This window comes from Synechococcus sp. CBW1108 (assembly GCF_015840335.1).
GTDB lineage: Bacteria > Cyanobacteriota > Cyanobacteriia > PCC-6307 > Cyanobiaceae > Cyanobium_A.
This window is the reverse complement of record NZ_CP060395.1, coordinates 1,183,907-1,210,444: the sequence shown is the minus strand read 5'-3', so window position 1 is coordinate 1,210,444 and position 26,538 is coordinate 1,183,907. Positions and strand designations below refer to the sequence as shown.

At 61.0% G+C, this 26,538-nt stretch carries 20 protein-coding genes; 6 read left to right on the top strand and 14 right to left on the bottom strand.

Annotated elements, in window-relative coordinates; translation table 11 throughout:
* Positions 1-5 precede the first annotated feature (5 nt).
* The 4 genes from H8F27_RS06500 to H8F27_RS06485 form a co-directional block, all read right to left on the bottom strand.
* Positions 6-707 carry an ATP-binding cassette domain-containing protein gene (locus tag H8F27_RS06500; protein ID WP_197152368.1) on the bottom strand — a complete coding sequence of 234 codons (702 nt, stop codon included), beginning with the start codon at positions 705-707 and terminating at the stop codon, positions 6-8.
* Positions 707-1,870 (bottom strand): ABC transporter permease DevC, encoded by a 1,164-nt coding sequence (devC, locus tag H8F27_RS06495; protein WP_197152360.1) that lies wholly within the window; start codon positions 1,868-1,870, stop codon positions 707-709. The genes H8F27_RS06500 and devC overlap by 1 nt, the downstream gene beginning before the upstream one ends.
* Positions 1,867-2,859 carry an efflux RND transporter periplasmic adaptor subunit gene (locus tag H8F27_RS06490; RefSeq protein WP_197152358.1) on the bottom strand — a complete coding sequence of 331 codons (993 nt, stop codon included), beginning with the start codon at positions 2,857-2,859 and terminating at the stop codon, positions 1,867-1,869. Before H8F27_RS06490 ends, devC begins: the two co-directional genes overlap by 4 nt.
* Before the next feature lie 121 nt (positions 2,860-2,980).
* On the bottom strand, positions 2,981-4,786 hold the full coding sequence (locus tag H8F27_RS06485) for a diflavin flavoprotein (RefSeq protein ID WP_197152350.1): 1,806 nt from the start codon (positions 4,784-4,786) through the stop codon (positions 2,981-2,983).
* A gap of 407 nt (positions 4,787-5,193) precedes the next feature.
* On the opposite strand from H8F27_RS06485, the gene H8F27_RS06480 reads away from it, so the two are divergent.
* A complete protein-coding gene (locus H8F27_RS06480; protein WP_197152349.1) occupies positions 5,194-5,913 on the top strand; it encodes a hypothetical protein in 720 nt (239 codons plus the stop codon).
* A gap of 181 nt (positions 5,914-6,094) precedes the next feature.
* A complete protein-coding gene (locus tag H8F27_RS06475; RefSeq protein WP_197152347.1) occupies positions 6,095-6,265 on the top strand; it encodes a hypothetical protein in 171 nt (56 codons plus the stop codon).
* A 527-nt stretch (positions 6,266-6,792) separates the two neighbouring features.
* Here H8F27_RS06475 and H8F27_RS06470 read toward each other — a convergent pair.
* The 10 genes from H8F27_RS06470 to H8F27_RS06425 all read right to left on the bottom strand — a co-directional run bounded on the left by H8F27_RS06470 (position 6,793) and on the right by H8F27_RS06425 (position 21,270).
* Positions 6,793-7,167 (bottom strand): hypothetical protein, encoded by a 375-nt coding sequence (locus H8F27_RS06470; protein ID WP_197152345.1) that lies wholly within the window; start codon positions 7,165-7,167, stop codon positions 6,793-6,795.
* A 1,588-nt stretch (positions 7,168-8,755) separates the two neighbouring features.
* Entirely contained in the window at positions 8,756-10,495 is a 1,740-nt protein-coding gene (locus H8F27_RS06465; protein ID WP_197152343.1) for a tyrosine-type recombinase/integrase, read from the bottom strand.
* 170 nt (positions 10,496-10,665) lie between these two features.
* Positions 10,666-12,423, bottom strand: coding sequence for a diflavin flavoprotein (locus H8F27_RS06460; RefSeq protein WP_197153404.1), 1,758 nt, complete (start codon positions 12,421-12,423; stop codon positions 10,666-10,668).
* A 65-nt stretch (positions 12,424-12,488) separates the two neighbouring features.
* Positions 12,489-15,266: a cyclic nucleotide-binding domain-containing protein gene (locus tag H8F27_RS06455; protein ID WP_197152334.1), complete on the bottom strand. Its 2,778-nt coding sequence runs from the start codon at positions 15,264-15,266 to the stop codon at positions 12,489-12,491.
* A 165-nt stretch (positions 15,267-15,431) separates the two neighbouring features.
* Positions 15,432-15,869 (bottom strand): Hsp20/alpha crystallin family protein, encoded by a 438-nt coding sequence (locus tag H8F27_RS06450; protein ID WP_197152333.1) that lies wholly within the window; start codon positions 15,867-15,869, stop codon positions 15,432-15,434.
* A 133-nt stretch (positions 15,870-16,002) separates the two neighbouring features.
* A complete protein-coding gene (locus tag H8F27_RS06445) occupies positions 16,003-16,509 on the bottom strand; it encodes an MEKHLA domain-containing protein (RefSeq protein ID WP_197152331.1) in 507 nt (168 codons plus the stop codon).
* Positions 16,499-17,404, bottom strand: a complete 906-nt coding sequence (locus H8F27_RS06440; RefSeq protein WP_197152330.1) for an SWIM zinc finger family protein — start codon at positions 17,402-17,404, stop codon at positions 16,499-16,501. Before H8F27_RS06440 ends, H8F27_RS06445 begins: the two co-directional genes overlap by 11 nt.
* Positions 17,401-17,724 (bottom strand): nucleotidyltransferase family protein, encoded by a 324-nt coding sequence (locus H8F27_RS06435; protein WP_197152328.1) that lies wholly within the window; start codon positions 17,722-17,724, stop codon positions 17,401-17,403. The genes H8F27_RS06440 and H8F27_RS06435 overlap by 4 nt, the downstream gene beginning before the upstream one ends.
* Entirely contained in the window at positions 17,721-18,161 is a 441-nt protein-coding gene (locus H8F27_RS06430; RefSeq protein WP_197152326.1) for a nucleotidyltransferase substrate binding protein, read from the bottom strand. Before H8F27_RS06430 ends, H8F27_RS06435 begins: the two co-directional genes overlap by 4 nt.
* A complete protein-coding gene (locus tag H8F27_RS06425; RefSeq protein WP_197152324.1) occupies positions 18,151-21,270 on the bottom strand; it encodes a DEAD/DEAH box helicase in 3,120 nt (1,039 codons plus the stop codon). Before H8F27_RS06425 ends, H8F27_RS06430 begins: the two co-directional genes overlap by 11 nt.
* A 243-nt stretch (positions 21,271-21,513) precedes the next feature.
* Here H8F27_RS06425 and alaS point away from each other — a divergent pair, with 243 nt between their 5' ends.
* The 4 genes from alaS to H8F27_RS06405 all read left to right on the top strand — a co-directional run bounded on the left by alaS (position 21,514) and on the right by H8F27_RS06405 (position 26,229).
* Positions 21,514-24,213, top strand: coding sequence for an alanine--tRNA ligase (gene alaS, locus H8F27_RS06420; protein WP_231596559.1), 2,700 nt, complete (start codon positions 21,514-21,516; stop codon positions 24,211-24,213).
* 123 nt (positions 24,214-24,336) lie between these two features.
* Complete coding sequence (locus H8F27_RS06415) at positions 24,337-24,543, top strand: hypothetical protein (protein ID WP_197152320.1); 207 nt, start codon at positions 24,337-24,339, stop codon at positions 24,541-24,543.
* A gap of 129 nt (positions 24,544-24,672) precedes the next feature.
* A complete protein-coding gene (locus tag H8F27_RS06410; protein ID WP_197152318.1) occupies positions 24,673-24,843 on the top strand; it encodes a hypothetical protein in 171 nt (56 codons plus the stop codon).
* A 132-nt stretch (positions 24,844-24,975) separates the two neighbouring features.
* The gene (locus tag H8F27_RS06405) at positions 24,976-26,229 is read left to right on the top strand and encodes an ATP-binding protein (RefSeq protein WP_197152316.1); all 1,254 of its coding nucleotides are present in this window, start codon (positions 24,976-24,978) and stop codon (positions 26,227-26,229) included.
* Positions 26,230-26,538: the final 309 nt, after the last annotated feature.

The window sequence follows — 26,538 nt, the reverse complement described above, 5'->3', positions numbered from 1 at the left end:
TGGGGTCAGTCTTCAACCAGGGCGCCGGCTTCAAGGGCCACGATGCGATCGGCAATATCCAGCACTTTGTTGTCGTGGGTCACCATCACAATTCCTGCTTGCTGCTCCTTGGCAAGGCGTTGGAACAGATCCACCACCTCCCTGCCGGATTCGCGATCCAAGGCGGCGGTGGGTTCGTCGGCCAGCAACAACCTGGGCCCCGCTACCAGGGCCCTGGCAATGGCGACCCGTTGTTTCTGGCCGCCCGAAAGTTTGGCGGGGGCGTAATGGAGGCGATGGCCCAGGCCCACTTGCTCGAGCCCTTGCTGGCAACGTTTATCCATGGCGGAGCGTCCCTGCCGCAGCCAGTCTGGCAGCACCTCCAAGCCAAGCCGGACGTTTTGGAGGGCTGAGAGGTAGGGCATCAGATTGTGGGCTTGAAAGATGAAGCCCACCTGGCGCCTCAACTGCGTGAGCTGTTGGCTTGACGCCTGCCTTAGCTCTTGGCCAAATATCTGCAAGCTGCCCTCTTGGGCTGCCCGTAGGGCTCCCACCATGGTCAGCAGGGTGGTTTTGCCTGAACCCGAGGGTCCAGTCAAGATTAATATTTCCCCAGGATGGACGCTGAGGTTGATGTTGCGCAGCACCTGTTTGGGTCTGCCCGCCTCTTCAAACCAATGGTTTAGGCCTGCAATTTCCACGAGGGGGCTTTCCCCTGAGGTGGCCATCAAAAAACCTCGGCAGGATCAAGACGCCGCAGCTTCCCTGTGGCGAGCCATCCGGAGGCGCTGCACAGCACAAGGGTGAGGCAAAAAACAAACAGGGCCCGGCCTAGGGTCATGGCCACCAGGAGCCCTGTGGCACGCACCAGGACTTGGTACAGCAGCATAGAAAGCAACACGCTGGGTAAGAAGGCCAAGGTTGCCAGGAGCAGGGACTCTTGAAGAATGATCCCCACAACGAAGTTGTCGCCATAGCCGATGGCTTTCATGGTGGCGTACTCGCTGAGGTGATCGCCAACGTCTGAGTAGAGAATCTGGTAGACAATGATTGCCCCAACAGCCAGGCCCACAAGCACGCCCAGGTTGAAGATCAAGCCAAAGGAGGTATTGCGCTGCCAATGGCTCATTTCACGTTCTTTGAGCTGCTGGATCGTCAGCACCTGGAGTGAGGGATCCAAAAACCTGGAGATCGTTGCCTGGACCTGGGCTTCATTGGCGCCAGCACTGAGCTGGATCACACCTAATTGGATGTCATCGTTGCTCTTTTCAGGGAAGTAGGTCTGAAAATTGGCTGCAGACATGATCACGTTGATGTCGGCGGCAAAGGTGAGTCCGAGTTTGAAGATCCCCACCACCTTGGCCTGTTGGCCGCGCAATTCAGTCAGATAGCTGCTGCCCGTCGCCAGGGTCTGCACGACCGATCCAGCTGCTTTTTTCGATGCTGAATCGAAGAAGAGGGTGTTTGGCTGCTTGAGCAGTGTTTTGTTTTGTTGGAGGATAGGCAGCTTCATAGCTGGATTCTCTGGGGTGACCCCAAAGACAAGTGCTTGCTTACTCTGACGGGTATCCCTGTTGAGCCAGTCGGCTTTACCGATATACAGAGGTGTGACACCAGCAACACCTTGAACCCCTCGGACCCGAACGAGTTGGGCCCTGGAGAAATTGAGAGGTTCGCCCAGGTTGGTGTATCGCTGCGGGACGAGGACCAGTTGGCCACTGATTTGATCGATGGGCCGTTTTTGGCTGTCGTAGAGCGAACCGGAGAGTCCGAGCTGGAAGAAGACCAGCACATTGGCGAAACTCACCCCAGCAATAGCGGCCAGAAGCCGGAGGGGGCGGTGGCTGAGTTGCAGCCACGCCACAGGTGTGCGACTGCCCAGCAGGTTCATAACTGCGCCGGGCGCATCTGTCGCTGCGCTGCTGTTAGGGGCGCGAACAGCACATTCACCTGCAGGTAATTGACCCGACTGGCTTTTGCCATGGCGTTTTCGGGAAGGGCGATCTTGACTTCGACAACCCGGCGGTCGACGTTTTCACCCGACTCCCCACTAAATACACTTTGGCGGCTGATCTGGCGGGAAATTTCCGTGACGCGGCCTCGGCCGGTCTTGCCTGGGAATCCATCGGCAGTGATGGTTGCCTCCTGGCCCAAGCGTATTTCTGGTAGGTCAGTTTGATAAACCTCAGCGATCACACCCATTTGTTTGGTGTTTCCCATTTCGACAAGCCCTGAGTCTCCAACTTTGTCGCCGGCGCGCGCATTGATTTTGAAGATAGTGCCGGCATAGGGCGCCCGTATGGTGGCCTTGGCTAGTTCACTTTTGTCTTTCGCCAGGCTGGCCCGGCTCTCGACAAGTTCGGCATCCAGGGTTGCCCGATCGGCGATCGCCTGCTCGAGCTGGGCGCTGGCGCTCTCGGCTTCTGCTACTTGAGCCTCCATTCTGTTTGCGCTGGTGGCTCCAGAGGCAAACAACTCCCGTGCTCGGCGCGCTTCCGCCTCGGCCTGGCCCAGGTCGGCGCGGTAGCGCCGGATCACGCTTTCCTGAGCTGAGAGTTTGCGTTGGGCAACCTGCAAGGAAGCCTCGGATTTACGCACCGTGGCACTGAGGGGATCAATGCTTTCGAGAATGGCCAGGGGTTGCCCGGCCTCGACGCGATCTCCCTCTTGAATCAGGATTTCACGGACGGGATCGTTGATCAGCGAGCTCGGAACGGAGACCTTGCTGATGCCTCCGAGGGGCTCAATGCGCCCGATGGCGGAAATCTGTCTGGGCAGGAGCGCCGCCTCAGATTGGGGCGGATTTTGGGAACCGTTACACCCGGCCAGAACTCCACCCGCCAATAGGAGGGAGAGCGATATGGACAAACGGCGACCCATCCATGCCCTGGGCAGTGATCGAAGTATGGCCGAGGATGGAGCAGGCCCTCCCCAGCGGGGCCCAGGGGGAACTGTTCCCAGGGGGCCTGTCTAGTTGGCACATGTCAGAAGTTGGCACCCGTTAGTAGTTGGCGCCGCTGCGGCGCTGGTGCACGGCCGTGTTGCCACTGGCATCGAGGACGCCCCCCCGGATCACTTCGGCATAGAGCAGCCAGTGGTCGCCACATTCCATCCGCTGCCGCACCGTGGCCTCCAGCCAGGCGAGGGCCTCCGGCAGGATCGGCTGCCCCCCCGGGCTCTGCTCCAGGTTGAGGCCGGCGAAACGATCGGCGCCGGGGGCAAAGGGCTTGAGGAACTGCTTCATGGGTCCTGATTCGCGGCCGGCCGCCAGCACGTTGAGGGCGAAGTGATCGCCGCTGTGGAGCAGGGTCTCCACCGACCTGTCTTTCGCCACCGCCACGGTGAGCCCCGGCGGCGTAAAGCTGGCCTGGCTCACCCAGCTGGCCACCATGGCCCCGCCCAGGCGGCTCTGGCCCTCCCCTTTGCTGGTGGTGAGCACGCAGAGGGAGCCCACCACCCGGCCCAGGGCCTGCACGGCCGGGTTGCTGCGGCTGTCACTGAGGCCGCCGGCCGCACTGCGCTTCAGGCTCTGCCGCTGCTCGTTGAGCAGGCGGCGGCCCAGGGCGGTGCCCGTTTCCTCGATGGCTTTGAGGCTGGCCGCATCGGGGCTGAACTTCACCTTGATCGGATCAAAGGCGAACTGGAAGCCGCCATCACGCAGCTTGCTTTCGAGCAGATCGAGGGCTTCGCCGCTCCAGCCGAAACTGCCGAAGACCCCCACCGGTTTGGCCCGATCGCCTTCGGCCAGCACCGTGCCCAGGGCCGAAACAATCGGAGTGGGGGCATGGCCGCCCAGGGTGGGCGAGCCGATCAGGATCGCGTCACAGCTGCGGATCGCGGCGAGCAGCTGGTCGGGCTCACTGAATTCGCAATTGATGCTCTCCACCCGCACGCCGGTGCGAGCCACCCCCTGGGCCAGCCCATCGGCAATGGCGGCGGTGTTGCCGTAGGCGCTGGCGAACAGCAGGGCCACTGAAAGGCGCGCCCGCTCCTGGGTTGCGCCCCAGAGGTGGTAGTCCCGCAGCAGGCTGCGCCAGCTCTCGCTGATCGCCGGGCCATGGCCGGGGGCAATGGAGCGCAGGTCGAGCTCTTCGATGCGCTCAACCACCGCCTCCACCTGGCGGGCCATCGGTGCCATCAGGCAGTCGTAGAAGTAGCGTCGGTCTTCTTCGGTGCTGCTGCGGTTGGCCTCGGCGAAGCTCTCGCTGCAGAGGTGGGCGGCGAAGAACTTGCCGCTGATCAGCAGGCCGCCTGTTTCCTCGAAGACCATCAGGCCATCGGGCCAGCGCGGGGTGGGTGTCGGGATCAGGCGCAGGGAGTGGCCATCGGCCAAGCTGCTGCTGGTTTCCTGTTTGACCACCTCAATCGGCGGTAGGGGTGGGATCGGAACCTGGGCCAGCTCGCTGCCGGCGGGGCTGGGTTTCTGCTGGCTCCAGAGCTCCGCCAGCAGGCGGGCGCCGGGGTTGGAGCTCACCAGTTGCAGCTGGGGCCAGCGGCTTGCCAGCTGGCGCAGCAGGGCCACCCGGTTGGGGTTGACGTGGCCCACCACTACCTTCAGGGCTGCATTGGCTGGCACCAGGGTCGTCAGCTCGGCCAGGAAGGGCTCGGCAAAGGAGGCCCCGGGCGGGTGCACCAGCAAGGGCCCAGCGGTGAACAGGAAGCTGTTGGCAGTCGTGCCCCGCTCCAGGCCGTATTCCACCTCGAAGCGCAGCCGGCTGGGGCTGAGCCCCTTGAGGCAGATCAGCCCCGGTTCCAGGGGCAGCTGGATGACGCGGCGCGCGCTGCTGGGGTCGGCAGGGCTGCCCATCAGTAGTGAATCCCGACCTTCTTGTCCAGCACTGCTTTTGTAAGTGCCTTCAAATCTTTTTGAAATGGGATCCCCACCTTTTAAATTCCTCGTTCTGCCAGTTCTCCCCCCATTATCGGTAGGTAGAGCAGAGGTGACGAGGCAGGCAACCCTTCACCCGCCAAACCGACACAACCTCTACCGATAGAGGGCGAAAAACAGCGGACACTACCGAGAGAGGCAATCCCGTCCTCGTGACTGCCACACCACCCAGAAACCGAAATCTCCGTGGGCAGACACTGCTGTTCCGCTGCCTGGAAACAGGGTTCGTCACGACTGCCCCCGCCCTGTTCCGCTACCAGCAGTCCAATCGGTATCAGGCGTCCAGAGGGGCAAGTAAGTTAAGCTACTAAAAATCATTTTTCAAGATGTTTAAGAGCACGCATTTAAAAACGGCTATTAAGAGCTCTCGCCATACTCTGCCATCTATCATCTCTAGCTTAGACGATGACCCTTCAACGCAAAATTGCGACAAGCTCATTAATATCCTTGCTCAAAGCTCTGTTAGGGCTTCTATTATACAAATCAACTCTTCAAGTGACAAACAGGATAGCATATACTACAATATTTATCCAGGCGAGCACTATAGATTACTGGCAGGATTAGTTTCGACAACAGATCCCAAGTGCTTGGTTGATATTGGAACTTTTACTGGCATGTCATCAAGAATTATGCTTGACTATTCATCACCTGACGCAGAGATTCACACCTTTGACATTCATGCTTATGACAAGTTCGATTCTCATTTAAAGAGTAAAGATTTTAATGAGCGTAACTTTGTTCAGCATTTGGATGATCTAAGCCGCCCGAGTGTGTTCAATAAATACGCAGCACTACTTGACAAAGCTGATCTTATCTTTTGCGATGCTCCAAAAGATGGCAGTTTTGAATATGAGTTCTTGAAATTACTAAGCGATACCAAGCTTTCCGAAAAAAGTCGTCTATTACTCCTGGATGATATTAGGTTTGAAAACATGTGGATGCTCTGGAGATCAATAGGTTCTCCCAAGATCGATGCCACGTCTTTTGGTCACTGGAGCGGAACAGGAATAGTAGATATACAGAAATCATTGATTATGAATAAATAAAGTGGCATTCGGCGAGGGATTGCTATTTGGTAGCCACCTCCCAGTCCCCCGCCCAGTAACTACGCCGCTTCCACCAACGGCGGATGTTGCTCCAGCACCTGCTGCTGAGCTAGAAGCATCCTCGTTCTTGAGGAGAGCGGCAGCATTGTCTGGATAGGTCTTGAGTTGTGGGGGTGATCCGATGAGCATCCAAATTGAGTGGCAAGACCAAAATGGAAACTGGAAGAACTTCCAGACCAAGCAGAACCAGGCGGATGCCTATCGGGTTGCTCTGCGTCTTGCCCAATCAACAGGGAAGTGTCATCGGTTGGTTGATGACGAAGGGCGGTTGATGGATCTGCTTGAACCCTGAAAGTTACGATAAATCATGATCGTTGCTGTCTTTATCAAAATAGGATTGGAAGCGTCCCCTCTTGGATGGCGAATATTTTCGTGAATATTGAATCGGATATCTTTCGCCTTTGTTGTTCGTGAAGGACTTTCCGTCGCCACTCACACCGAACTGAGTAGCTGTTTTCTTTCCATCCGAAATCTAACCTGATCCCATTTCAGGTTCAATGATTTTCGTATCTTATTTGCCCTGTCTTTTGCTGAATCGTAATCAGGGATGCCTCTTGCCAGAACAGCGTTCGTGTCAGTTCTGTACACATAGCAAGTGCCTTCGATCAGATCGAGCAATTCCTCAAGGTCGTCGAAGATACTCCGCTCAATTGTGACCTCATTCAGGCGACGGCGGAGTTCCTTAAAAGTAATCATATGAACCTCTACGCTAACTTCTTGTTCTTCATCACTGACTCATAATCCTGCTTGACTCGGTGCTCCAGGTACTCCTGTGGGTCGGAGAACTTGGATCGCTTGAGGATCTCATCGATCCACTTTTCAACCTTTGGATTTTTGATGCTTATCACGCTCTCTCCTCCTTGATAGACACTCTCTAATGACCCTCAGTTTTTCTCTGGCATCCTGGTGATGCTCATAGGTGTAGATACCTTGCTGAGGGTCGTAGATATTATTTCGATGGAATTTGATTCTGTTGCTGTGATGAGTTTCAGGATTCGTAGGATCAATTGATTTCCAATCATCTACAAATGCTGGATCATACATTTGATCCTTATTAAATTCTTCAGATTTGATCTTGTCCCTCAGCGTCTGGAGATACCCCTTGTCCTGAAGATATGCCTGATATAGCAATTCAATATAATCCCTAAACAGCATCACTCTTCTCCTTTTTGGTGAATCCAGGAGAACCTTCAAACAGTTCTTCTAAGCGATCACTGAATTGAGTGTACTCATGCTCAAAGAGCATCATCTGTAGATTCTGGATCTCTTCATTTATAAAGCGATAGGACTTTCGTAAATCCTGATCAATACGATATCCAGTGGATTCTATCTTCTCTCTTTCTGAATACAGGTAGTGAAGCAGTTCATGTATAAGTTTCTTGTTTTTCATCTTGACCTTATGGCAATATTTGATTGTGTGTTGTTCTTTTCTTAGTTTGACCTCATGGGTGACCCAAAGACCTCTCTGTGCTTTTCACGAAGAAGGGTCTTATAGAGACCGCTAATATCTAACTTGTATAGATCCATTAGATCTTCTTGATGCTTTAGAAGCATCTGGTATTCACGTTCTTTAAAACTGATCTGTTTTACTTTTGGGAATGACCTCATGTTTTTCCTTATGTTATCTACAGTTATTTATTCATGAATCATTTTTAAACTGAATCAATTGATTTTAATAGAGAGCAACCTTAGGTACACTTCTGAAGTACATATAAAATTGTATTTTAAAGTGTTTTCAAGAGTTCTACTGGGTTTATCTAAATAGAATCAATTGTTTTGATGTTGATAATTTACTTATGGTTTTATTGAGGTATGCTTTGAGAAACTTTTTGGGAAATTATTTAAAGTAATCCTGATTTTGATTTGATTGTGTTTTATTGATTACACTTTAGGATGTCTTTTGGTTTTCAATGAATTCTCTTTAGAGAGGACTCAAGGACTCCAGCTTTGAATTGACTTTAGAAAACCAAGAACTTAAGCATTGAACAAAGTTAAGATCCTGTTGAACCCCTTACAAGGTTAATTGTATCAGTTTTCAAGGATCTTGTCAAGTACCTGATGAACACAAGGGATTAACAAGGGTATATCTCTGTTAAACCTCTACAAGGTTATTTATAATTTTCATGATTTACAGATTAGGAATTCTGTGTTATACTGTCAGAACGTCGAATTAGCAAATATGACTATCGAAGAATCAATCATTCAAGGAATCTCGTATTCACTTGGGTTTTTCACAAAGACACAAAATGGATACAAGTTCCAATGCCCGTATTGCCAGCATGGAAGCAAAGACCACAAGGGTCGTACAATGACTGTGGGCAGGGTCAAAGGCTCTCTGTATCAGGTGTCTGGAGGAACCGCTTGGAACTACAGGTGCTTTCGCTGTAACAAGGGCGTTTCCTTCACCAAGTTCCTGGAGGATCATTTCCCAAGGCACTTTGAGGCGTATGTACGCCAGCGAGATGCTCTGGGGACTACGGGTAAGCACACGAACTGTCCAACACTGGAAACCGTCCTGAAGCGCCAGGGAGTGCTCCCAGAGAACCCTCCTGACTTTTCATGGCAGGGAACACTGCCGCCTGTTCAAAAGCGCCTTGAGGACTCTCCTGGCGTCCACCAGGGCCCTCCTGTGATGCCCAACTCACCAACAGCACCAAAGATCACCAAATTGCCGCCGATGAGATCTCCCCAGCAGCAAGCAGGGCATCAAGCGAGGATCAACCAAGTGATGAAACAGCGGGCGAAACGGAGATTGGAGCAGTCGGGGGAACTGTGGTGACACTTATTCCCCTGTTTCTTCTCGCCCATTCCATTTCCACTTAAGTCGCTCTCTTTCTTTATTGACATCTTCTCTGGGAATCCTACTGTCCCCTTCCATCACCTCTAACCAGGCGTAGTCATCCTCTTTTTGAAATTCGATGTCTCTCTTTTTATAATAACCTTCATAGTTAAGTTTTAGGAACTCTGGGTCTTCGCTGTATTCCAGATCTCCGACTTTGACATTGCCTTCTTCGGTGATTTCGTATTTTCGATCTGGTATTGCTGCTTTCTCTTCGATTACCTTGTGGATCCCCTGCCCTTTCGTGATTTCGCCGCTTTTCTTGAGTGCCGTTATCTTGGAGTAGGTTTGCTCGATGTAGTGGACGCTTGTGCCGAGATTTAAGGCAACATCATAGATCGAGACGCCCCTCATGAGGGCATCGGTAGCAGCGTAATGACGTGCTGAATACTGTGTGATATGTCTTCCGGTTTCGTCCAATATCTTCTTGAGACCACTTCCCTCGATCACTGCTTTGAGGCGTTTCTCCATGGCGGGTTGGTCGTATGGGGTATTTGTCCCACGTTTCGTTTTGGCAAGATTGATGAAAACAAAATCTTCTCTCCCAAACTTTGTGATTCCCAATTTTTTGTAGTGCTCTTTTATCCGTTCAAATTGAAAGGCGACTGGGGCGACACATGTTCTTGACCTGCCCGTCTTTGAATTCTCGGCGGGGATGAATATCCCTCTGTTGATTCGCTGTGACTCTTTGTCTTCGTGTTTAATCGTTGAGATATCGCCCCAGCGCAACCCCAGCATCTCCTTGTTACGGCATCCTGTGTAGTAATTAATTACCAGATAGTGACTGTAGATGTATCTCTTTGTGCGCTCTAACTCGCTGATTCCCTTCTCTCGGCACCATATATTTGTCATCCATCGCCGAAGCATTGTGAACTCTTCCGCTTCAATGATGTCTCGCTTGTGTGCTTTTTCTCTATTTACCTTGAGGTACCTAAAGATCGGGAATTCTGCCATTGTGATGTATTTCTCGTCGATGGCGACGTCTCGATACATCTTTTTGACTGCTGCTATCGTGTGATTGATGGTTTCATTGCTTCTTTCTCGCCCTCCGTACCGCTGTTTGTGAAGTTCCTTAATCCATAATCCAAACCCTTTCCCGATGTCTGGAGGAATGTCCTCCAGTTTGGTCTTTCCGTATTTTTTAAAATCGATAAATTCTTGCCAATACTTTAGGTGTTTGATTAAGGTGTTGTAACTTTCTTTTGTTATTCCTTGATGGGGAATCGAGGTAATCGTCTTCATTCTTTCGTTGGTGTATATTCTTATTAACTCTTTTGTGTTGATGGAGGTTGTCTTTACGCCTCTTCTGAGAGTGTCTTTCCTTTCGGCATATAGTTCTTCCGCTTTCGCCAGCGCCTCAATTCTATTGGTTGTCCTTAAACTTTGGACAAAATCCCGCTTTGTCTTTTCGTCGTATATTCTTACGTAGTATCTCCCGCTTTTCGTCGCCCCAGATCTGTATATAAATACATCCCTTCTGGTGTCAAAAACGAACTCTTTTTCAAGGTAATGGGTTGTGCCCTTTTGCTCTTCCTCTTCCTTTGCCTCTTTGGCGGCGTCTCTTTGCTTGATTTTGCCCAGGACGTTGATGACATCAATGAAGTCGCTGGCATCCAACCCCTTCAGGTCAAGGAGATTTGACAGGGCGTCGATGCTCCGCTGCTGCTGGTCGGGCGGGGTCAATTTTCAAATCTTCCTTAAACGGGTCTGGAAATTCCGTGCCCGAATTCCCAGTGGACGCCCAAATCCTACCGCTTTTTTGAAGCGTCTTCAAATCCCTACCTGCTACGAGCGTATTGGGTAAACCGTTGTGAGAGAGGTCGATCTGGGCGATTGCCCCCCTAAAGTGGCAATCAGTAGTGGTTCCCCACCTTGCGGTGGTGCACGGCGGTGCTGGCCTCGGTATCGGCCACGTTGCCCTGCTCTACCTCGGCGTAGATGATCCAGTGGTCGGGGCCTTCGAGCCGCTGCACTACGCGGCAGCCCAGGTAGGCCAGGGCATCGCCGAGCACCGGTCCGCCGGTGGCGGCGCCCTCGAGGGTGCTCACCCCGGCGAAGCGGTCGGCGCCGGGCGGGAAGCGCTTGAGGAAATGGCGCAGCAGCTCCTGGTGGTTGTCCTCCCGCAGGATGTTGAGCACGAAGCGATCGTCCACCTGCAGCAGGGCTTCGATCGCCCGGTCCTTGGCCACCGCCACCGTGAGGCCGGGGGGCTCAAAGCTGGCCTGACTCACCCAGCTGGCCACCATGGCCGAGCTGCGCGTACCTTCGGCAGTCTCCTGCCGGGCCGTCACCACGTACAGCCCGCCGGCGAGGCGGCCGAGGGCCTTGTCGAGGTCGGCATCGAGGGACTTCATCGCCGCGATGGTCTTTGCCTTGGTGAGCAGCTGGCCCAGGTCGGTGCCGGCCTCCTCGCAGCGCTGGTAGTCGCTGCCGCCCGGCACCTGGCGCACGCGCAGGGGTTCAAAGGCGATTTTCTGGCCGAGGCCGCGCAGCTGGCTGGCGACCGTGTCGATGGGTTCATCGTCGCCGCCGAAGGCGTCGTAGCAGCCCACCCACTGCTTGGTTTTGAGGGCCGCCAGCAGGGTGCCGATCGAGGCCTGCAGCTCGGCATCGGCGCTGGCGGGCCAGGTGGGCACCACCACGGCACTGGCCTCACCGATCAGGGCGGAGAGCTCCTGGGCGTCGCTGGCGCGCAGATCCACCAGCTGCACGGCGGCGCCGGCCTTGCCGATGCCGCGGGCGATCGCCTGGCTGAGCCGGTCGCAGAAGCCGTACTGGCTCACGTAGCAAACCGCCGCGTAGGCCTCGCCCGTGCTGCGCTCGCTGCTCCAGTTGCGGTAGTCATCCAGCCAGAGGCCCAGGTGATGGCGCAGCAGGGGCCCGTGGCCCACGGCGATGGTGCTGATCGGCGGCAGGGCGTCCATGCGCTTGAGCGCCTGCAGCACGCTGCGGGCATTGGGGCCCATCAGGCAGTCGTAATAGAAGCGAAAATCGGGGGCGATGGCGCCGGGGTCGGTGTCGAACAGTTCCTCGGAGCAGTAGTGCAGGCCGAAGGCATCGCAGGTGTAGAGAATGCCGCTGCCGTGGTCAAAGGAAAAGATCGTGTCTGGCCAGTGCAGGTTCGGCGCACTCAGGAATTCGAAGCGGTGTTGAACGCCGCTTGCGGGATTGGTGCCCAGATCGAGCTCTTCGCCGCTTTTCACCGCCCGGCTTTTGAAGGGCCGGTGCAGCTGGTCGGCCAGATAGGCGATCGCCACCTTGGAGGCCACGATCTCGAGCTCGGGGTTGAGGTCAAGCAGGTGGCCGATCAGGCCGGAGTGGTCGGGTTCGGTGTGGGAAACGATCAGGTGATCGATCGCTTTGGGGTCGATCTGCTCCTGCAGCAGGGGCAGCCAGGTGGCCTCAAATTTGAGATGGCTGGTGTCGATCAGGGCGGTGCGCTCGCCCCGCACCAGGAAGCTGTTGTATGTGGTGCCGTTGCGTAGGCCGAATTCGATATCGAAGCGGCTGCGGTCCCAGTCGAGCGAGCGGAGCGCAGTGGTGTCTGGCCCGATCGACTCGCACTGCAGGCTCAGGCGCGGGGTCGCGGGGGCTTTGGTGCTGCTGGCCATTGCGCTCGCTGCCATGGGATTTCCATCTCTGGAGCTAACTCTAGGGAGGGTCGCCCCAGCTCTGGTCACCCTTCGCTGCCCCTGCGGCGCAGTCGCTGGTGCTGGTGCTGCTGGCGTTCGGTCTCCAAGGTCCGCTGCAGGGATTCGCAGCTGATTGCCAGTTCGCGGATCAGCGACTGCTCGAAGACCGGCGACACGTCGAGGAGTTCATTGAAGCCGTTGCGGCTAAACATCAGGGCGGTGCAGCCCTCGGCGCTGGCCACAGGCTTGGCCTGCGCCCAGCCGCTGCGGTCCCCGAAATAATCGGCCAGCCCCACGATTGAGCCGGGCCCATGCTCGGCGAGGGTTTTCGGGGACGAACCCGGGATCAGGCTCTGGCGCTGAGCGCAGCGGCCCGCCAGCAGGATCAGCACCCCGCCGCCAGGGCGCTCGAGCGGATCCCCCTGGCGCCACTGTCGCAGGCTGCAGAGGCGATGCAGGGCCAGCAGGGCGCTGGGCTCGAGGCGCTGGATCAGGGGCTGATCGGCAATCGCCGTGAGGATGGCGCGGCTCGCCAGCTCTTCACCCTGAAGGAAAGCTGTCAGCGTCCCGCTGGCCAGCAGGCCGCTGCGAGCTGCCTGAGTGAGGCGTTGCGCCCGATCGGCGTCCAGTTGACGCAGCACCATCAGGGCCCAGAGCGCCACGTTGGGGTCGCTATCGAGCCAGAGCCCCTCCAGGGTCCCCTCTGCTTCCGGCAGGGGGGAGACCTTGGACGGACTCAGCACCTCACCATCGAGCCAGGTGTTGATCGCCGTAGTGGTGGCATCCTCACTGGCGAGGAAGGCCAGCACGTTGGGCGAGAGGCCGCGCAACATGGCCAGGCAGGCTTCATCGGGCCCTTGCTCCCCTGTGGCCGTGAGGCCGCTGTGGATCAGGGCCACCAGGTCCGGCAGGAACCGGGCGATTTGGCGGTCGTGGCTGAGCACCAGCGGTGCGGCTAATGGCAGTCGCTGGCTCAGGTCGGCCAGGCTCTGTCGGCGGGCCAGGGCCTGGCCCACGGTCTGCACTCTCTGGTTGAGTTGCCGTTCTCTGAATTGGGATCCTGGGCCGAAGTCGTTCAGCAGCTGGGCCCAGCTGGCCTCATCGAGGCCACTTTCCATATGGATGCGGTTGAGCCGCTCGCGGCCATGGGCATCGAGGCGGTCGAGATGCAGCACAGTTGATCCGCTCAGGATCAGCAGGTCTTCGATCTCCTGGGCGGCAGCGTTGCGGCAGAAGTTCAGGCTGGCGAGATCCTCGGGACTCAGGCTGGTGAGCCGGGGGTCTTCGCTGGTGAGGATCTCCAGGGCACTCTGGTGATCGGCGTCATCGAGCCCCAGGCTGCTGCGCAGGTCGGCCAGGGTCTTGAGGGAGGCGGTGCGATCCAGGCGCCCCTGGCTGAGCAGATCGCGCAGCACATCGAGGTAGATGCTGCGGCGCTGGGAGGTTTCCTGTGCCGGCAGGGCATTGGCCAGCACGAACACCTCGCCGGGGCTGAGATCATCGAGTTGGCGCCCGGCGAGCAGGGGTTGCAGTTCCGCCCCGAGCTTGGCCAGGCGCCGCCGCAGGCTGGTGCTGGTGCTCTCCCGTTCGTACAGGACGCGGTCACGCCCCCAGCTGCGATGCAGCCACACCGAACTGATCGCCACTATCAGTAATTGCAGCTCGAGCGACTTCAGCGCTCCGCCGCTGTCGAACAGATTGCCTTTGAAGAAGAAGTAGGTGTTGATTGCCGTGAAGGTGGCCAGCAGCCGGGTGCGGTGGATCGCCCGTTCCCTGGCCAGCTCCGGGGTGGCGGCCTTGAGCCGCCGCCGCTGTAGCTGTTCGATCTGGTGGAACAGCCGTTCTGAGACAAGTCCCCCGGCGCTCAACAGGGCCGGCACGGCCAGGATCCGCGGCAGCTGGGGCCAGTCCGCCGGCAGCAGCGATTGCCAGGCCATGGCCGCAAGGCGGCCGTCGTAGGTGAACAGGTTGCTGCGCAGGTAGTCGATCCCATGGCCGCTGGCTCCGGCCGGGGCGTAGCTCTGGATCAGCAGAAAGAACGCCAGGATCAGGCCGGGACAGGAATACCAGGCCCAGGCCATGCCCCGCTGGCCGCTCAGGCTCTGCCAGTAGGTGCGCTCGGCGTCGATGTCGAAGCAGGGTTTGGCGCAGGCCACGCAGGTGCTGATCTCCTGGCCCTGGGCTCCCACCGTGCGGCACATCGACTGGGGCGTCTTGCTGCCGCCGAGGTGGGCCTGGGAGCTGAAAAGGCTGCGTGGTCCGCTGAGGATGTTCTGGGCTGGCGCGAAGGGGCAGAGGTATTGGCAGAAGGTTTTGCCGCCGTAGGCCCAGCCGCTGATCAGGGCTGCCAGCAGGGCCGCCGCAAACAGCAGGGCCAGGATCGGCCCGTTGCTATTGGCGATCAGCAGCCGCAGGCTCAGGCCGGCGATCAGCAGGCTCCACTGCAGCTGGATGTGGTGGCGCGCCAGCCAGGATGACTCCGAGATGGCCGCCACTTGGGGTTTGCCGGCCCGATTCAGCACCGTGCGCTGCCAGCCCAGGGCCCGGAAGAGCTGGGAGACAAATGAAAGCGGGCAGATGCGCCGCCAAAGCTCATGGCTGAGCACCACCGCCAGGATCACCAGCGGCAGGCCCACATTCCAGAAGAGGTCGTTGCCGATGCCAGGGCGACAGATGGTCGACTGCTCGCAGATGAGGGAGAGATAGGCGGGCCCCAGCCCCGGCTTCAGCAATAAGGCGATCAGGGTGATCCAGCCCAGCAGCAGGGCCCAGCGGGCAATCCTTGCCTGGGTTTCAGGCCAGCGGTTGAACCAGGTGATCAAGGCAGCTCCCAGGCGATGGTGAGCAAGGTTGCGTCCATCAAGGGCAATAATCTTTCATCCATACGTTGGCTGCCCGGCGCAGGCGGCGGCCCAAAAAAAGGCCCGGCATTGGGCCGGGCCTGGGAGGGTTCGCTTCTTTCTCGTGTCTCCTGACGGGTGTGGCGCTCAGCTTTCCACCTGCACTTGCACCGTGGTCATCGTTTGGGCCTTAGGAGCGGTGACGCTGAGCACGCCGTCGCGGTAGTGGGCCTCGAGGCCCTCGCGGTTGATGCCGCTGGGGAAGCGGAAGCTGCGGCTCCAGGTGCCGTAGCGGATCTCGCTGATCAGGGCGGCGGGCTCGCCGACATCCACGGTGGAGCGCCGTTCAGCGCTGATCACCAGGGTGCGGTCGGTGGCCTTGACGTCGATGGAGCCTTTGTCGACGCCTGGGAGTTCCAGGGCGATCGTGTAGGCCTCGAGTGTTTCATGCACTTCGGCGGCGGGAACTCGCTCAGCCTTTTGCGTTTCGGCGCTGTGCAGTTGCTGCTCGAGCTTCTTGAACAGATCGGATTCGAGCAGGTCGCTGCGGATCAGATCGAAGGGTGATTGGCGCAGGGTAAGCATCGGAAGGGCTCCGGGACTTCGTCAATCTGCAGCCGCCGGCCAGTAGCCAACAGGGTGCAGACCGCCCTTGGCGGTACGGCCCCCACGGCTTGGTTCGGCATTCACACCCAATAGCCACCATCACAAGCCAGCCTCATAACAGCCACCAGCGATTGAAGCGGGCGGCCTGGCCGCAGGGCCGATCGGTGCCATCGCGCAGGCTCCAGAGGCAAGCGCCTTCGATCGCGAAGCGGCGGCCGGTGCTGTCGATGCGGATGCCCCGGTAGCCCCTGAGGCATTCCTGGGCCTGGGCGGCCAGCAGGGCCTGGCGGCGGCTGGCCCGCTCGGCCGGCTCGGCGGTGAGCCGCGAGGGCATTCCCACCATTTCCCCCCAGGGCCGCCGCCACAGGCGCAGGGCGGCGCGGTTGGCGTAGATCAAGCGGGGGCCCGGCTCGCTGCTGGGATCGGCGCCGTCGTGGGCCAACACCACCACCTCGGCGGCGAACAGCTCCTGGGCAATCAGCCGGGGCGAGGCATCGGCGGCCAGGCCGGCGAGCAGGGGCGTGGCGAAGGACCGCTGGTGGCTGCTCAGCAGCTGGCCGGCCAGGGCCTGGGCTTCTGGGCTCAGCCAGGGCGGCGGGCCCAGCCAGTCAGCTGTCATCGCCGTTGACCGGCCCCATGGCCTTGGCCATGGCCAGGGCGGCCAGCTGCTGGCCGTGGGCCTGGAGGTGCTCGAGGAAGTGCTGGTTGGCTTCGGGGAAGCGGGGTTCTTCTGCCAGGGGCAGGGGCCCGGCGGCATCGAGGCCCGTGTCGCCCTCGAGGGCTGGAGTGATTACCACCAGATCCGGATCGAGGGCCGCGTCGTAGCGCCACCAGCGGTTTGGGTTCTTGATGGCGGGATGCACCGGGTGGGGAGCGGCCTCGGCGACTGGCTGCGAGCCCTTGGCGGCGGCAGCCTTTTTAGCCTGCCGTGCCAAGGCCCGGCGGCGGCGTTTGGCCAGGTCGGCCAGCAGTTGACCCCTGGTGCGGCCACGCATCTGGAACAGCACGAAGGGGTCTTCGCTGAAGCGATCCCCCATCAGATAGAAGACGGCGCTGACGTGCTTGCAGGGGTTGGCCTTGTCGGGGCAGCTGCACTCGCTGCGCACCTCCTGCAACTTGAATGGAAACAGGCGCTTGCCGCTGGCGGCGAAGGCCCGTTCGATGTCCTGGGGCATGACGCCGGCCAGCAGCTGGGCCGACCAGCGGGCCTTCTGGGTGAGGGCATCGAGCACGTAGCCCCAGTCGTCGTCGCTGAGCACATCGAGCCAGAGCTTCACCTTGTAGGGCTCCTCGCTGCTGCCCTGCACCCGGGCATGCACCCGCCTGCCCTCGAAGCGGATCGAGGTGACATTGCCGCTGCGGGCGTACTCCCAGGCCCGCTCCAGTCGCTTCTTGAAGCGGTAGCCGTTGATCAGCTCCATCCACTGCTCCACCCACCAGGGCTGCTGGGCCAGGCCCTGGTCGCCGAGCTGGGTGTTGATGGCGCTGGCGTAGGTGGTGGGGGTGAGGGTCATGGGAAGGGGATGCCGACGCGTTCGATGTGTTCGCGCAGGGGGGCGTAGCGGAGCGATTCCCAGTGCGTCACATCAAAGAGATAGGGGGTGGGCAGTTGGTCGAGGGCTTCGCGCAGGGCGGCGCTGCAATCCTCGTCGGCGCTGTAGGCCAGATCGATATCGGAGCCCCTCCAGTGGCGGCCCATCGCCCTTGAGCCGTAGAGCTTCAGCCAGTGGATCTGGGGGAAGCGCTTCAGGCAGGAGCGGATCTCGGCCACCGTGCGCTCGGGGATGCCGTGGTTGGTGGCGGCAGGGGCAGAGCTGGTGGCTGGCGCACTCATGGGGCCTCCTGCCGTTTGGTTGTCAGCATGTCGTGCAGTTGCTGTAGGCCACCGAGATAGCGCTCCTGGATCTGATCCACTGCTTTGCGGGCTCTGGCGTCGTCGTAGGTGTGGGCCATCAAGTTGCGCTCTTCCAGCATGTCGATCCAGAGCTGGCCATCAATGATCAGCCCCGTCGCGAAGGCCTGTTTGAGCACTTCGCGGGGCAGCTTGGCATCGATACCGTTGTAGGCGAGGAAATCCTTGAGGGTTTTCCAGCTCAGTTCAAAGGTGAATTCATAGGCCTTGATCACGGCCATGCGGATCAGCTCGTTGTCTGGATCCTGCTGGTGGATTTCCAATGCCCAGCGCAAGCGCTGGTAGGCCCTTTGAAGGTTGTCGAAGCGCTGTTTCCAGCGAACATCAGAGCTCTGGGCCTCCATCGCTTCAATCCTCATCACTGAGGGTGACCAGATCTTTGAGCTGGCCCACATCGAAGCCGCCCAGCCAATCTTCGCCGGAGCCGACGATGTCTTCGGCCAGCTTGGATTTTTCCTTGATCATCCGGTCGATCCTTTCTTCCACCGAGCCGCTGGTGATGAACTTGTGCACCAGCACCCGGTTTTGTTGGCCGATGCGGTAGGCGCGGTCGGTGGCCTGGTTTTCCACGGCCGGGTTCCACCAGCGGTCGATGTGGAACACGTGGCTGGCGCGGGTGAGGTTGAGGCCGACGCCACCGGCCTTCAGCGACAGCAGAAATAGCTGGGGGCCGCGGGGGTCGTCCTGGAAGCGATCGACCATGGCCTGGCGCTCGGTTTTGCTGGTGTTGCCGTATAGGAACGGCACCTCCTGGCGCCACTTGCGCTGCAGGTGGGCCTGGAGCAGCAGGCCCCATTCGGCGAACTGGGTGAACAGCAGGGCCCGATCGCCCGCTTCGATCACCTCTTCGAGGATCTCCTCGAGTCGCTGCAGCTTGGCGCTGCGGCTACTGAAGCTGCCGTTGCCGGCGGCGAGCACGGTGTCGGCATTTTCCTTGAGGGCCAGGGCCGGGTGGTTGCAGATCTGCTTGAGCTTGGTGAGCAGGGCCAGCACCTGGCCGTGCTTCTGGCCCAAAGGCGCCCGGGCGATGGCATCGAGGCTCGCTTCGACTGTTTTGTTGTAGAGCTTTTTCTGCTCCGGAGCCAGGCCCACCCACTCGTTGAGCTCCACCTTCTCCGGCAGGTCGGAGATGATCAACTTGTCGGTTTTGAGCCGCCGCAGGATGAAGGGCCCCACCCGGGCCTTGAGATCGCGCATCGAGGCCATGTCGCCGTAGCGCTCGATCGGCAGCCGGTAGCGCTGGCGGAAGAAGGGCTCATCGCCGAGCACCTTGGGGTTGAGGAAGTCCATCAGCGCCCACAGCTCGCTGACCCGGTTTTCCACCGGCGTGCCGGTCAGGGCAATCCGGAAACGGCTGCCCCCCTTGCTGAACCGGCTGGGGCGGGCCAGGTCCCGGGCTGCTTGGCTCTGCTTGGCGGTGTGGTTTTTGATCGCCTGGGCTTCGTCGATCACCATCCCTTGCCAGTCGATGCTTTCGAGCAGTTCGCTGTCTCGCTGCAGCAGGCCATAGCTGGTGAGTACCAGATCCACGCCCTTAAGGGCTTTTTTGAGGGCCTCGGGGCTGGAGGGCCGGCGCGGGCCGTAGTGCTCCTTCACCCCCAGCTCGGGGGTGAAGCCGTGGGCTTCCCGTTTCCAGTTGGTGAGCACCGAGGTGGGCGCCACCAGCAGCACCGGTCGTTTGAGTTCGTCTTCGGCCTTGAGGTGCTGCAGGAAGGCCAGCAGCTGGATCGTTTTGCCCAGGCCCATGTCGTCGGCCAGGCAGGCGCCCTGGTCGAAGCGGTGCAGGAAGGCCAGCCAGCCCAGGCCCCGCTCCTGATAGGGCCGCAGCTGGCCGGAGAAGCCGGGGGGGGCCGGCAGGGGGTCGGGGGCCTTCTGCTGGTGGTATTGCTCCAGCACCGCCTGCAGCCGCGGGCCGGCGTCGAAGCGGTGCACCGGTAGCCGGTGGAAGGTGTCGCCTTCGCTGGCGGTGAGCCGTAGGGCGTCGTCGAGGCTCAGGCCCGGATTGGCGCCGCTGAATTTTTTGGCGTTCTTGAGATCGAGGGGCCGCAGCTCGATCCAGGCCCCCTTGTGCTGCACCAGGGGGCTGCGTTTGGCCTCCAGGCGATCCAGGTCCCGCAGGGAGAGGGTGACCCCTCCGATCATGAATTCCCATTCCCAGGTGAGCGATTCGCCCAGGGTGAAGCCGCGCGATTTCTCCGGCAGTTCGGCGGTGATCGACAGGCCCAGCCGGCTGGCCAGGCCCCCGGAGAGGCTGGCGGGCAGCAGCACGCCCACGCCCTCGTCGCGCAGCTGGTGGGCGCCGGTGCGCACCAGCACAAACGCCTCGGCTGGCGTGATCTGCATCGTTTCCGGGGTGGCCGAATCGAGCCCCCGCACAATCGGTTCAAACACCCTCAGGGCCCGGCCCATACCTTCGAGCAGCAGCTCGCTCGGTTGGGGCACGGCCACTTCGCCCATCTGCAGGCCCCGATCGCCGGCGGCCCACACGGCGGCGGCGGGCACCCGCAGGCTGGGGTCGGCTTCCGCCTGCAGCCCGAAGCGCAGCTCCCACAGCTCCTCGCCCTCAGCGGGGGTGAACAGCTCCAGGCAGGTGCGGGCCGGCTCCACCTTGCCCGCCACCCCTTCGCGCCAGTGGTGGGTGGCGATGCTGAGCCGCTCCAGCTCCTCCTCGCCCAGGTTGAGGCTGCCATCGCCCTTGCCCAGGGCCTTCTGCCAGGCTGCCAGCAACGGATCGAGCCCGCCTGCGTTGGGGCTGAAGCCCACCCGCAGCTGGCCATCGAGCAGGGCTTCCAGCAGGCTGGCTACCCGCAGGCGGCCGCTGCCGGGGCGGCGGCAGGCCAGGGAGGGATCGCCCAGGGGGCCGGCGGCCAGGGCGCAGGTTGCGACCTGGGGCAGGCCGCTGGCCAGGTCTTCGAGGCGGCGGCGGTCGTCTTCGCGGTTGAGCAGGGGCAGCCAGCGGGCCTTGCCCTCTTCGAGCTGGGGCAACCAGCGCCCCCGGGCGATCAGGCTCAGGGCCCAGCGCTGCAGGTGGCTCCACCAGCGCAGCTCATCGGCCATCTCCGGGTGCTCGCCGGCCAGGGGCAGCTGGCTGAGCCATTCGCCCGCGTTGGCCGAATCCAGGGCCCAGCCCTGCACCTGCCAGGGCCACCACTCCAGTTGCTTGGGGATCGGTTCACCGGCCTGCAGGGGCAGGCCGCTCCAGCTGCTGGCGCTGGTGCGGCGCCCCTTGGCGGCCTGGCTGCGGCTGGGCAGGCTCAGGGTGGCGCTGGCCGGCCGCAGGGCCTCGCTCCAGAGGCCGTTGTCGTCGAGCCAGGTGGCCAGATCGTCTTCGTTGAGGGCCAGAGGATGCTCGGGGGCCTCCAGCTTCGGCACCGCCGGCGTGGCCACCCGCCAGGTGTCGGCCCACAGAAATAGGCGACCACCCGAACCTTCGGGGGGAAACAGCCAGGTGGCGTGCAGCAGGCTCATGAACCCGGCCTTACGGCCGTCGGGCGGGCAGGAGGCGTGGGGCCAGGCGCTGCGCTGAATGCAGCACCAAGGTGCTGCCGATCAGCGGCAGCCAAAGCGGCAGCCACCCGCGGATCGGCACCATCATCACAGTTGATCGGGCGGATGCCAGGTTGCGGGGTTGGCTTTGGGCCCCAGACAGGGCCAGCGGGCGCCGGCCAATGCTGGGCGATCATGCCTGGTTCAGGCTTCTTCTGCTCCCCCATGGCCGCTGCCCCCCGCCGTGCCTGCCCCCGCACTGGCGCCGAGATCCGCGCGGCCTTCCTCGACTTCTACGAGCAGCGGGGCCACCAGCCCATCGCCAGCGCTTCGCTGATTCCGGACGATCCCACGGTGCTGCTCACCATCGCCGGCATGCTGCCGTTCAAGCCGGTGTTTCTGGGCCAGCAGCAGCGGCCGGCGCCGCGGGCCACCAGCTCCCAGAAGTGCATCCGCACCAACGACATCGAAAACGTGGGCCGCACGGCGCGGCATCACACGTTTTTTGAGATGCTCGGCAACTTCTCCTTTGGGGATTACTTCAAGGAGCAGGCGATCGCCTGGGCCTGGGAGCTCTCCACCGAGGTGTTCGGCCTCTCGCCCAACAACCTTGTGGTGAGCGTCTTCCGCGAAGACGAAGAAGCGGAAGCCATCTGGCGAGACGGGGTGGGGGTGAACCCCAAGCGCATCATCCGCCTGGATGAGGCCGACAATTTCTGGGCCTCGGGCCCCACCGGCCCCTGCGGCCCCTGCTCAGAGATCTACTACGACTTCAAGCCCGAACTCGGCGACGACGGCATCGACCTTGAGGACGACTCGCGCTTCATCGAGTTCTACAACCTGGTGTTCATGCAGTACAACCGCGACGCCGGCGGCACCCTCACGCCGCTGGCGGCCCGCAACATCGATACCGGCCTGGGCCTCGAGCGCATGGCCCAGATCCTGCAGGGCGTGCCGAACAACTACGAAACCGACCTGATCTATCCGCTGATTGAAACGGCGGCCCAGCTGGCGGGGGTCGACTACAGGGCCCTCGACACCAAGGGCCAAACCAGCCTCAAGGTGATCGGTGACCATAGCCGCGCCATCACCCAGCTGATCTGCGATGGGGTGACGGCCTCAAACCTGGGCCGCGGCTACATCCTGCGCCGCCTGCTGCGGCGCGTCGTGCGCCACGGCAGGCTGCTGGGCATCGACAGGCCTTTCCTGGCGGCGATGGGCGAGGCGTCAATCACCCTGATGCAGGCGGCCTACCCCCAGCTGCTGGACCGCCGCGACGTGATCCTGGCCGAACTCGCCCGGGAGGAGGCCCGCTTCCTGGAAACCCTGGAGCGGGGCGAGAAGTTGCTGGCCGAGGTGTTGGCGGCCAAGCCCGCCCAGATCAGCGGCGAGCAGGCCTTCGAGCTTTACGACACCTACGGCTTCCCGCTGGAGCTCACCGAGGAGATCGCCGAAGAGCACGGCCTCACGGTGGATCTGGCCGGTTTTGAGGCGGCGATGGAGGCCCAGCGCCAGCGGGCCAAGGCCGCAGCGGTGAGCATCGACCTCACCCTGCAGGGGGCGATTGAGCAGATGGCGGCCGCCGCCGAGGCCACCGCCTTCAAGGGCTACGAGGCCCTGGAGCACCCCAGCTGCGTGCTGGCCCTGGTCGTGAACGGTGAACCGGCGGAGCGTGCCTTGGCGGGGGATGCAGTGCAACTGGTGCTCGATTCCACCCCTTTCTATGGCGAGGGCGGCGGCCAGGTGGGTGACCGGGGTGTGCTCTCAGGCGATGGCGTGATCGTGGCGATCGAGGGTGTGAGCCGCAACCGCTCAGTGTTTGTGCACAGAGGCCACATTGAGCGCGGCAGTTTGGCGATCGGGGCCCTGGTTACGGCCCGGGTGGATGCCGCCTGCCGCCGCCGCGCCCAGGCGAATCACACGGCCACCCACCTGCTGCAGGCGGCGCTCAAGCAAATTGTCGACCCGGCCATCGGCCAGGCCGGCTCCCTGGTGGATTTCGATCGCCTGCGCTTCGACTTCCACTGCCCCCGCGCCGTGACCCCGGCCGAGCTCGAGCAGATCGAGGCCCTGATCAACGGCTGGATCAGCGAGGCCCACACCCTGCAGGTGGCGGAGATGGCGATCGAGCAGGCCAAGGCCGCCGGCGCCGTGGCGATGTTTGGCGAGAAGTACGCCGATGTGGTGCGGGTGGTGGATGTGCCCGGCGTTTCGATGGAGCTCTGCGGCGGCACCCACGTGGCCAACACCGCTGAGATCGGCCTGTTCAAGATCGTGAGCGAGAGCGGCGTGGCTGCCGGCATCCGCCGCATCGAGGCGGTGGCCGGCCCGGCGGTGCTGGCCTACCTCAAGGAGCGCGAGGCGGTAGTTAAGCCCCTGGCCGAGCGCTTCAAGGCCCAGCCCGGCGAGATTGTGGAGCGGGTGGCGGCCCTGGCCGAGGAGCTCAAGGTCACGCAAAAAGCCTTGGCGGCGGCCCGCAGCGAGCTTGCGAGCGCCAAGGCCGCGGCGCTGGCGCACACGGCCGAGCCCCTCGGCGACTACCGGTTGCTGGTGGCGCGTCTCGATGGCGTCGACGGCGCCGGCCTGCAGAACGCCGCCCAGGGCCTGGCCGACCAGCTGGGCGACGGGGCGGCGGTGGTGCTGGGCGGCCTACCCGATCCGGCCGATCTGGCCAAGGTGATCCTGGTGGCGGCCTTCGGGGCGGCGGTGGTCGCGGCCGGCCCCAAGGCCGGGGCCTTCATCGGCGGCGTGGCAAAAGCCTGCGGCGGCGGCGGTGGCGGCCGCCCCAACCTGGCCCAGGCGGGCGGGCGCGATGGGGCGGCCCTGGATGGTGCGCTGGAGCAGGCGCGGGAGGAGCTGAAGAGCACCCTGCTGGGGGGTGAGCTGGAGGCCCTGCCATGTCAGGGGAAAGCTCCAATCACCTGAAATCAGAACCCACCAAAAGTCTGCAGTGACGGCCAGTGGTGGGCCGAATCTCTGAGCCAGCCTGATCGCAAAGGCCACCAACAAAAAAATGAAGGGAACCAATCTGCTTCGTGGGGCAGGCAGGTGTCGGCGGTGGAAATCGCTGATCCGGCTGTGGTCAGGCTGCTGATTGCCGGTGAGAACCCGGAAGGTGGCGCCTTCCCAGCAGGCCTTCTCTCCGTGGGGATCCTGCTGCCAGTAGAAGGCGTGGATTTCCTCAAGATCCAGCTCGCCGGCCAGATCCAGCAAAAAGAACACCAGGTGGTTCTCTGGCAACCAGTCCACTGGTGATGGCAGCAGCAGCGGCTGCTCGGGGTTCCAGGGCCGGAAGGACTTGGGCTTGACCATGCCCCATTCTCTTGCCCAGATCCATTGCTGCCACTGGGATCTGGGCAGATTTCAGGGCGTCTGTGGAGAAGGATGGCGCTGAGCGTGGAGCATTGGTTTGAGGGCCAGATCCGGCCCCGTTACGCAGACCCCAGCGATGAAAAGGCCTTCCTGATCAGCGACATTCAGGAGTGGATCAACACCCTCAACATCCAGGATCTCGATGGCCCGCTGGAGGTCTTTCGCCGTGGGCTGCGCATCTGATCGAAATCGGATTCGGCAAACACCCCATGGAGGGGACGGCGAACTCAGCAGGAAAATGCCGGCAAAAGCAGCATCAAAGAGGCGGCAAAAGCAGCAGTAAGCTGTCGGCAACCACCCCGTCAAGGCGCAGGGATGCCGGCGTATCGCCCCCGAATCGTCGATGCCGAGCTGCTGAATCAGCTCCAGTCCGCAGGGGCTGTCGTGATCGAGGGACCGAAGGCCTGCGGCAAGACCATGACGGCAACCCAGCAGGCGGCCTCCAGGGTGCTGCTGGACGTAGACCTCGCGGCTCGGCAGGCACTGGCCGTTGATCCAGCGCTGGTTCTGACAGGCGCCAGGCCCCGGCTGCTGGATGAATGGCAGGTGGAACCTGGGCTGTGGAATCAGGTGAGGCGGGCCGTGGATGCCGCGGATCAGCCAGGCCAGTTTCTGCTGACTGGATCGTCGGTGCCGGCCGATGACGCTGATCGCCACACCGGCGCTGGGCGGTTCTCCTTCCTGCGGATGCGTCCGATGACCCTGTTCGAAGCAGGTGTCTCCGTGGGTGGGGTGTCGCTGAGGCAGCTGTTCGCGGGTGAGGCCCCACGATCGGCCGATCCCGGCCTCACGGTGCAGGATCTCTGCGAGCTAATAAGCATCGGCGGATGGCCGGCACAAGAGGGGCGGCCGGTGAAGGCGGCGCTGCGGGCCGCCCGCGACTACCTGGAACAGGTGCGGCAATTTGACATCAGCCGGGTGGGGGAGCATCGCCGTGATCCCGTCAAGGTTGGGTATCTGCTGCGGGCCCTTGGCCGGCATTCGGCCACGGAGGCGCGCCTGGCAACTCTGGCCGCCGATGCGATGGGTGGGGGCGCGGCACTGGATGAGCGCACCGTGTCCGACTACCTGCAGGCGCTGGAGCGGCTGATGGTGATCGAGGATCAACCCGCCTGGGCCCCCCACCTGCGCTCCAGAGCAAGGCTGCGTAAGGCACCGAAACGGCATTACGTGGATCCCTCACTGGCTGTGGCAGCGCTGGGAGCTGGCCCGGAGCGGCTGCTGGCGGATCTGGAGTTGTTGGGCCTGCTGTTCGAATCCCTGGTAATCAGGGATCTGCGGGTATTTAGCCAGCCGTTGGATGGGGAGGTGCTCCATTACCGCGATCACTACGGTGTGGAGGTGGATGCGATCGTGCAGCTGCGCGACGGCCGCTGGGGAGCGATCGAAATCAAGCTGGGCGAAGGGCAGGTGGAGCAGGCAGCCGCTGGCCTGCTTCACTTCGCCCGCCAGATCGACACAAGCCGAACCGGCCCGCCGAGTTTCCTCGCTGTGATCTGCGGCAAGGGCTATGGCTATCGACGTGGGGATGGGGTTGTGGTGGTGCCGGTGGGGGCGTTCGGGCCCTGATCGCGGCTTCGGCGCTGGACCCGTTCGATGTCCTGCGTGGCCACAGATTCCGTGGTCCTCACAAGTTGGGTATCGGCCTCGGGCTTCCCAATCTCGGTGCGAATGTTTAATTTGATGTGCTGCCGGTAGTAATCGTCAGCCTGCGGTGGCGAATCGGACAAGCTGGCGCTCTGGGGTTGCCAGCCACCTGCCACCATCTTCAAGCTCTGGAGCCTTTCCTTGGGGTTGGGCTTCATCTGATTGGTTCCATGTTTTGAGTAATACCATATTTCGAGTAAGTTTATATTTTGAGCCAATCCCACATTTTGA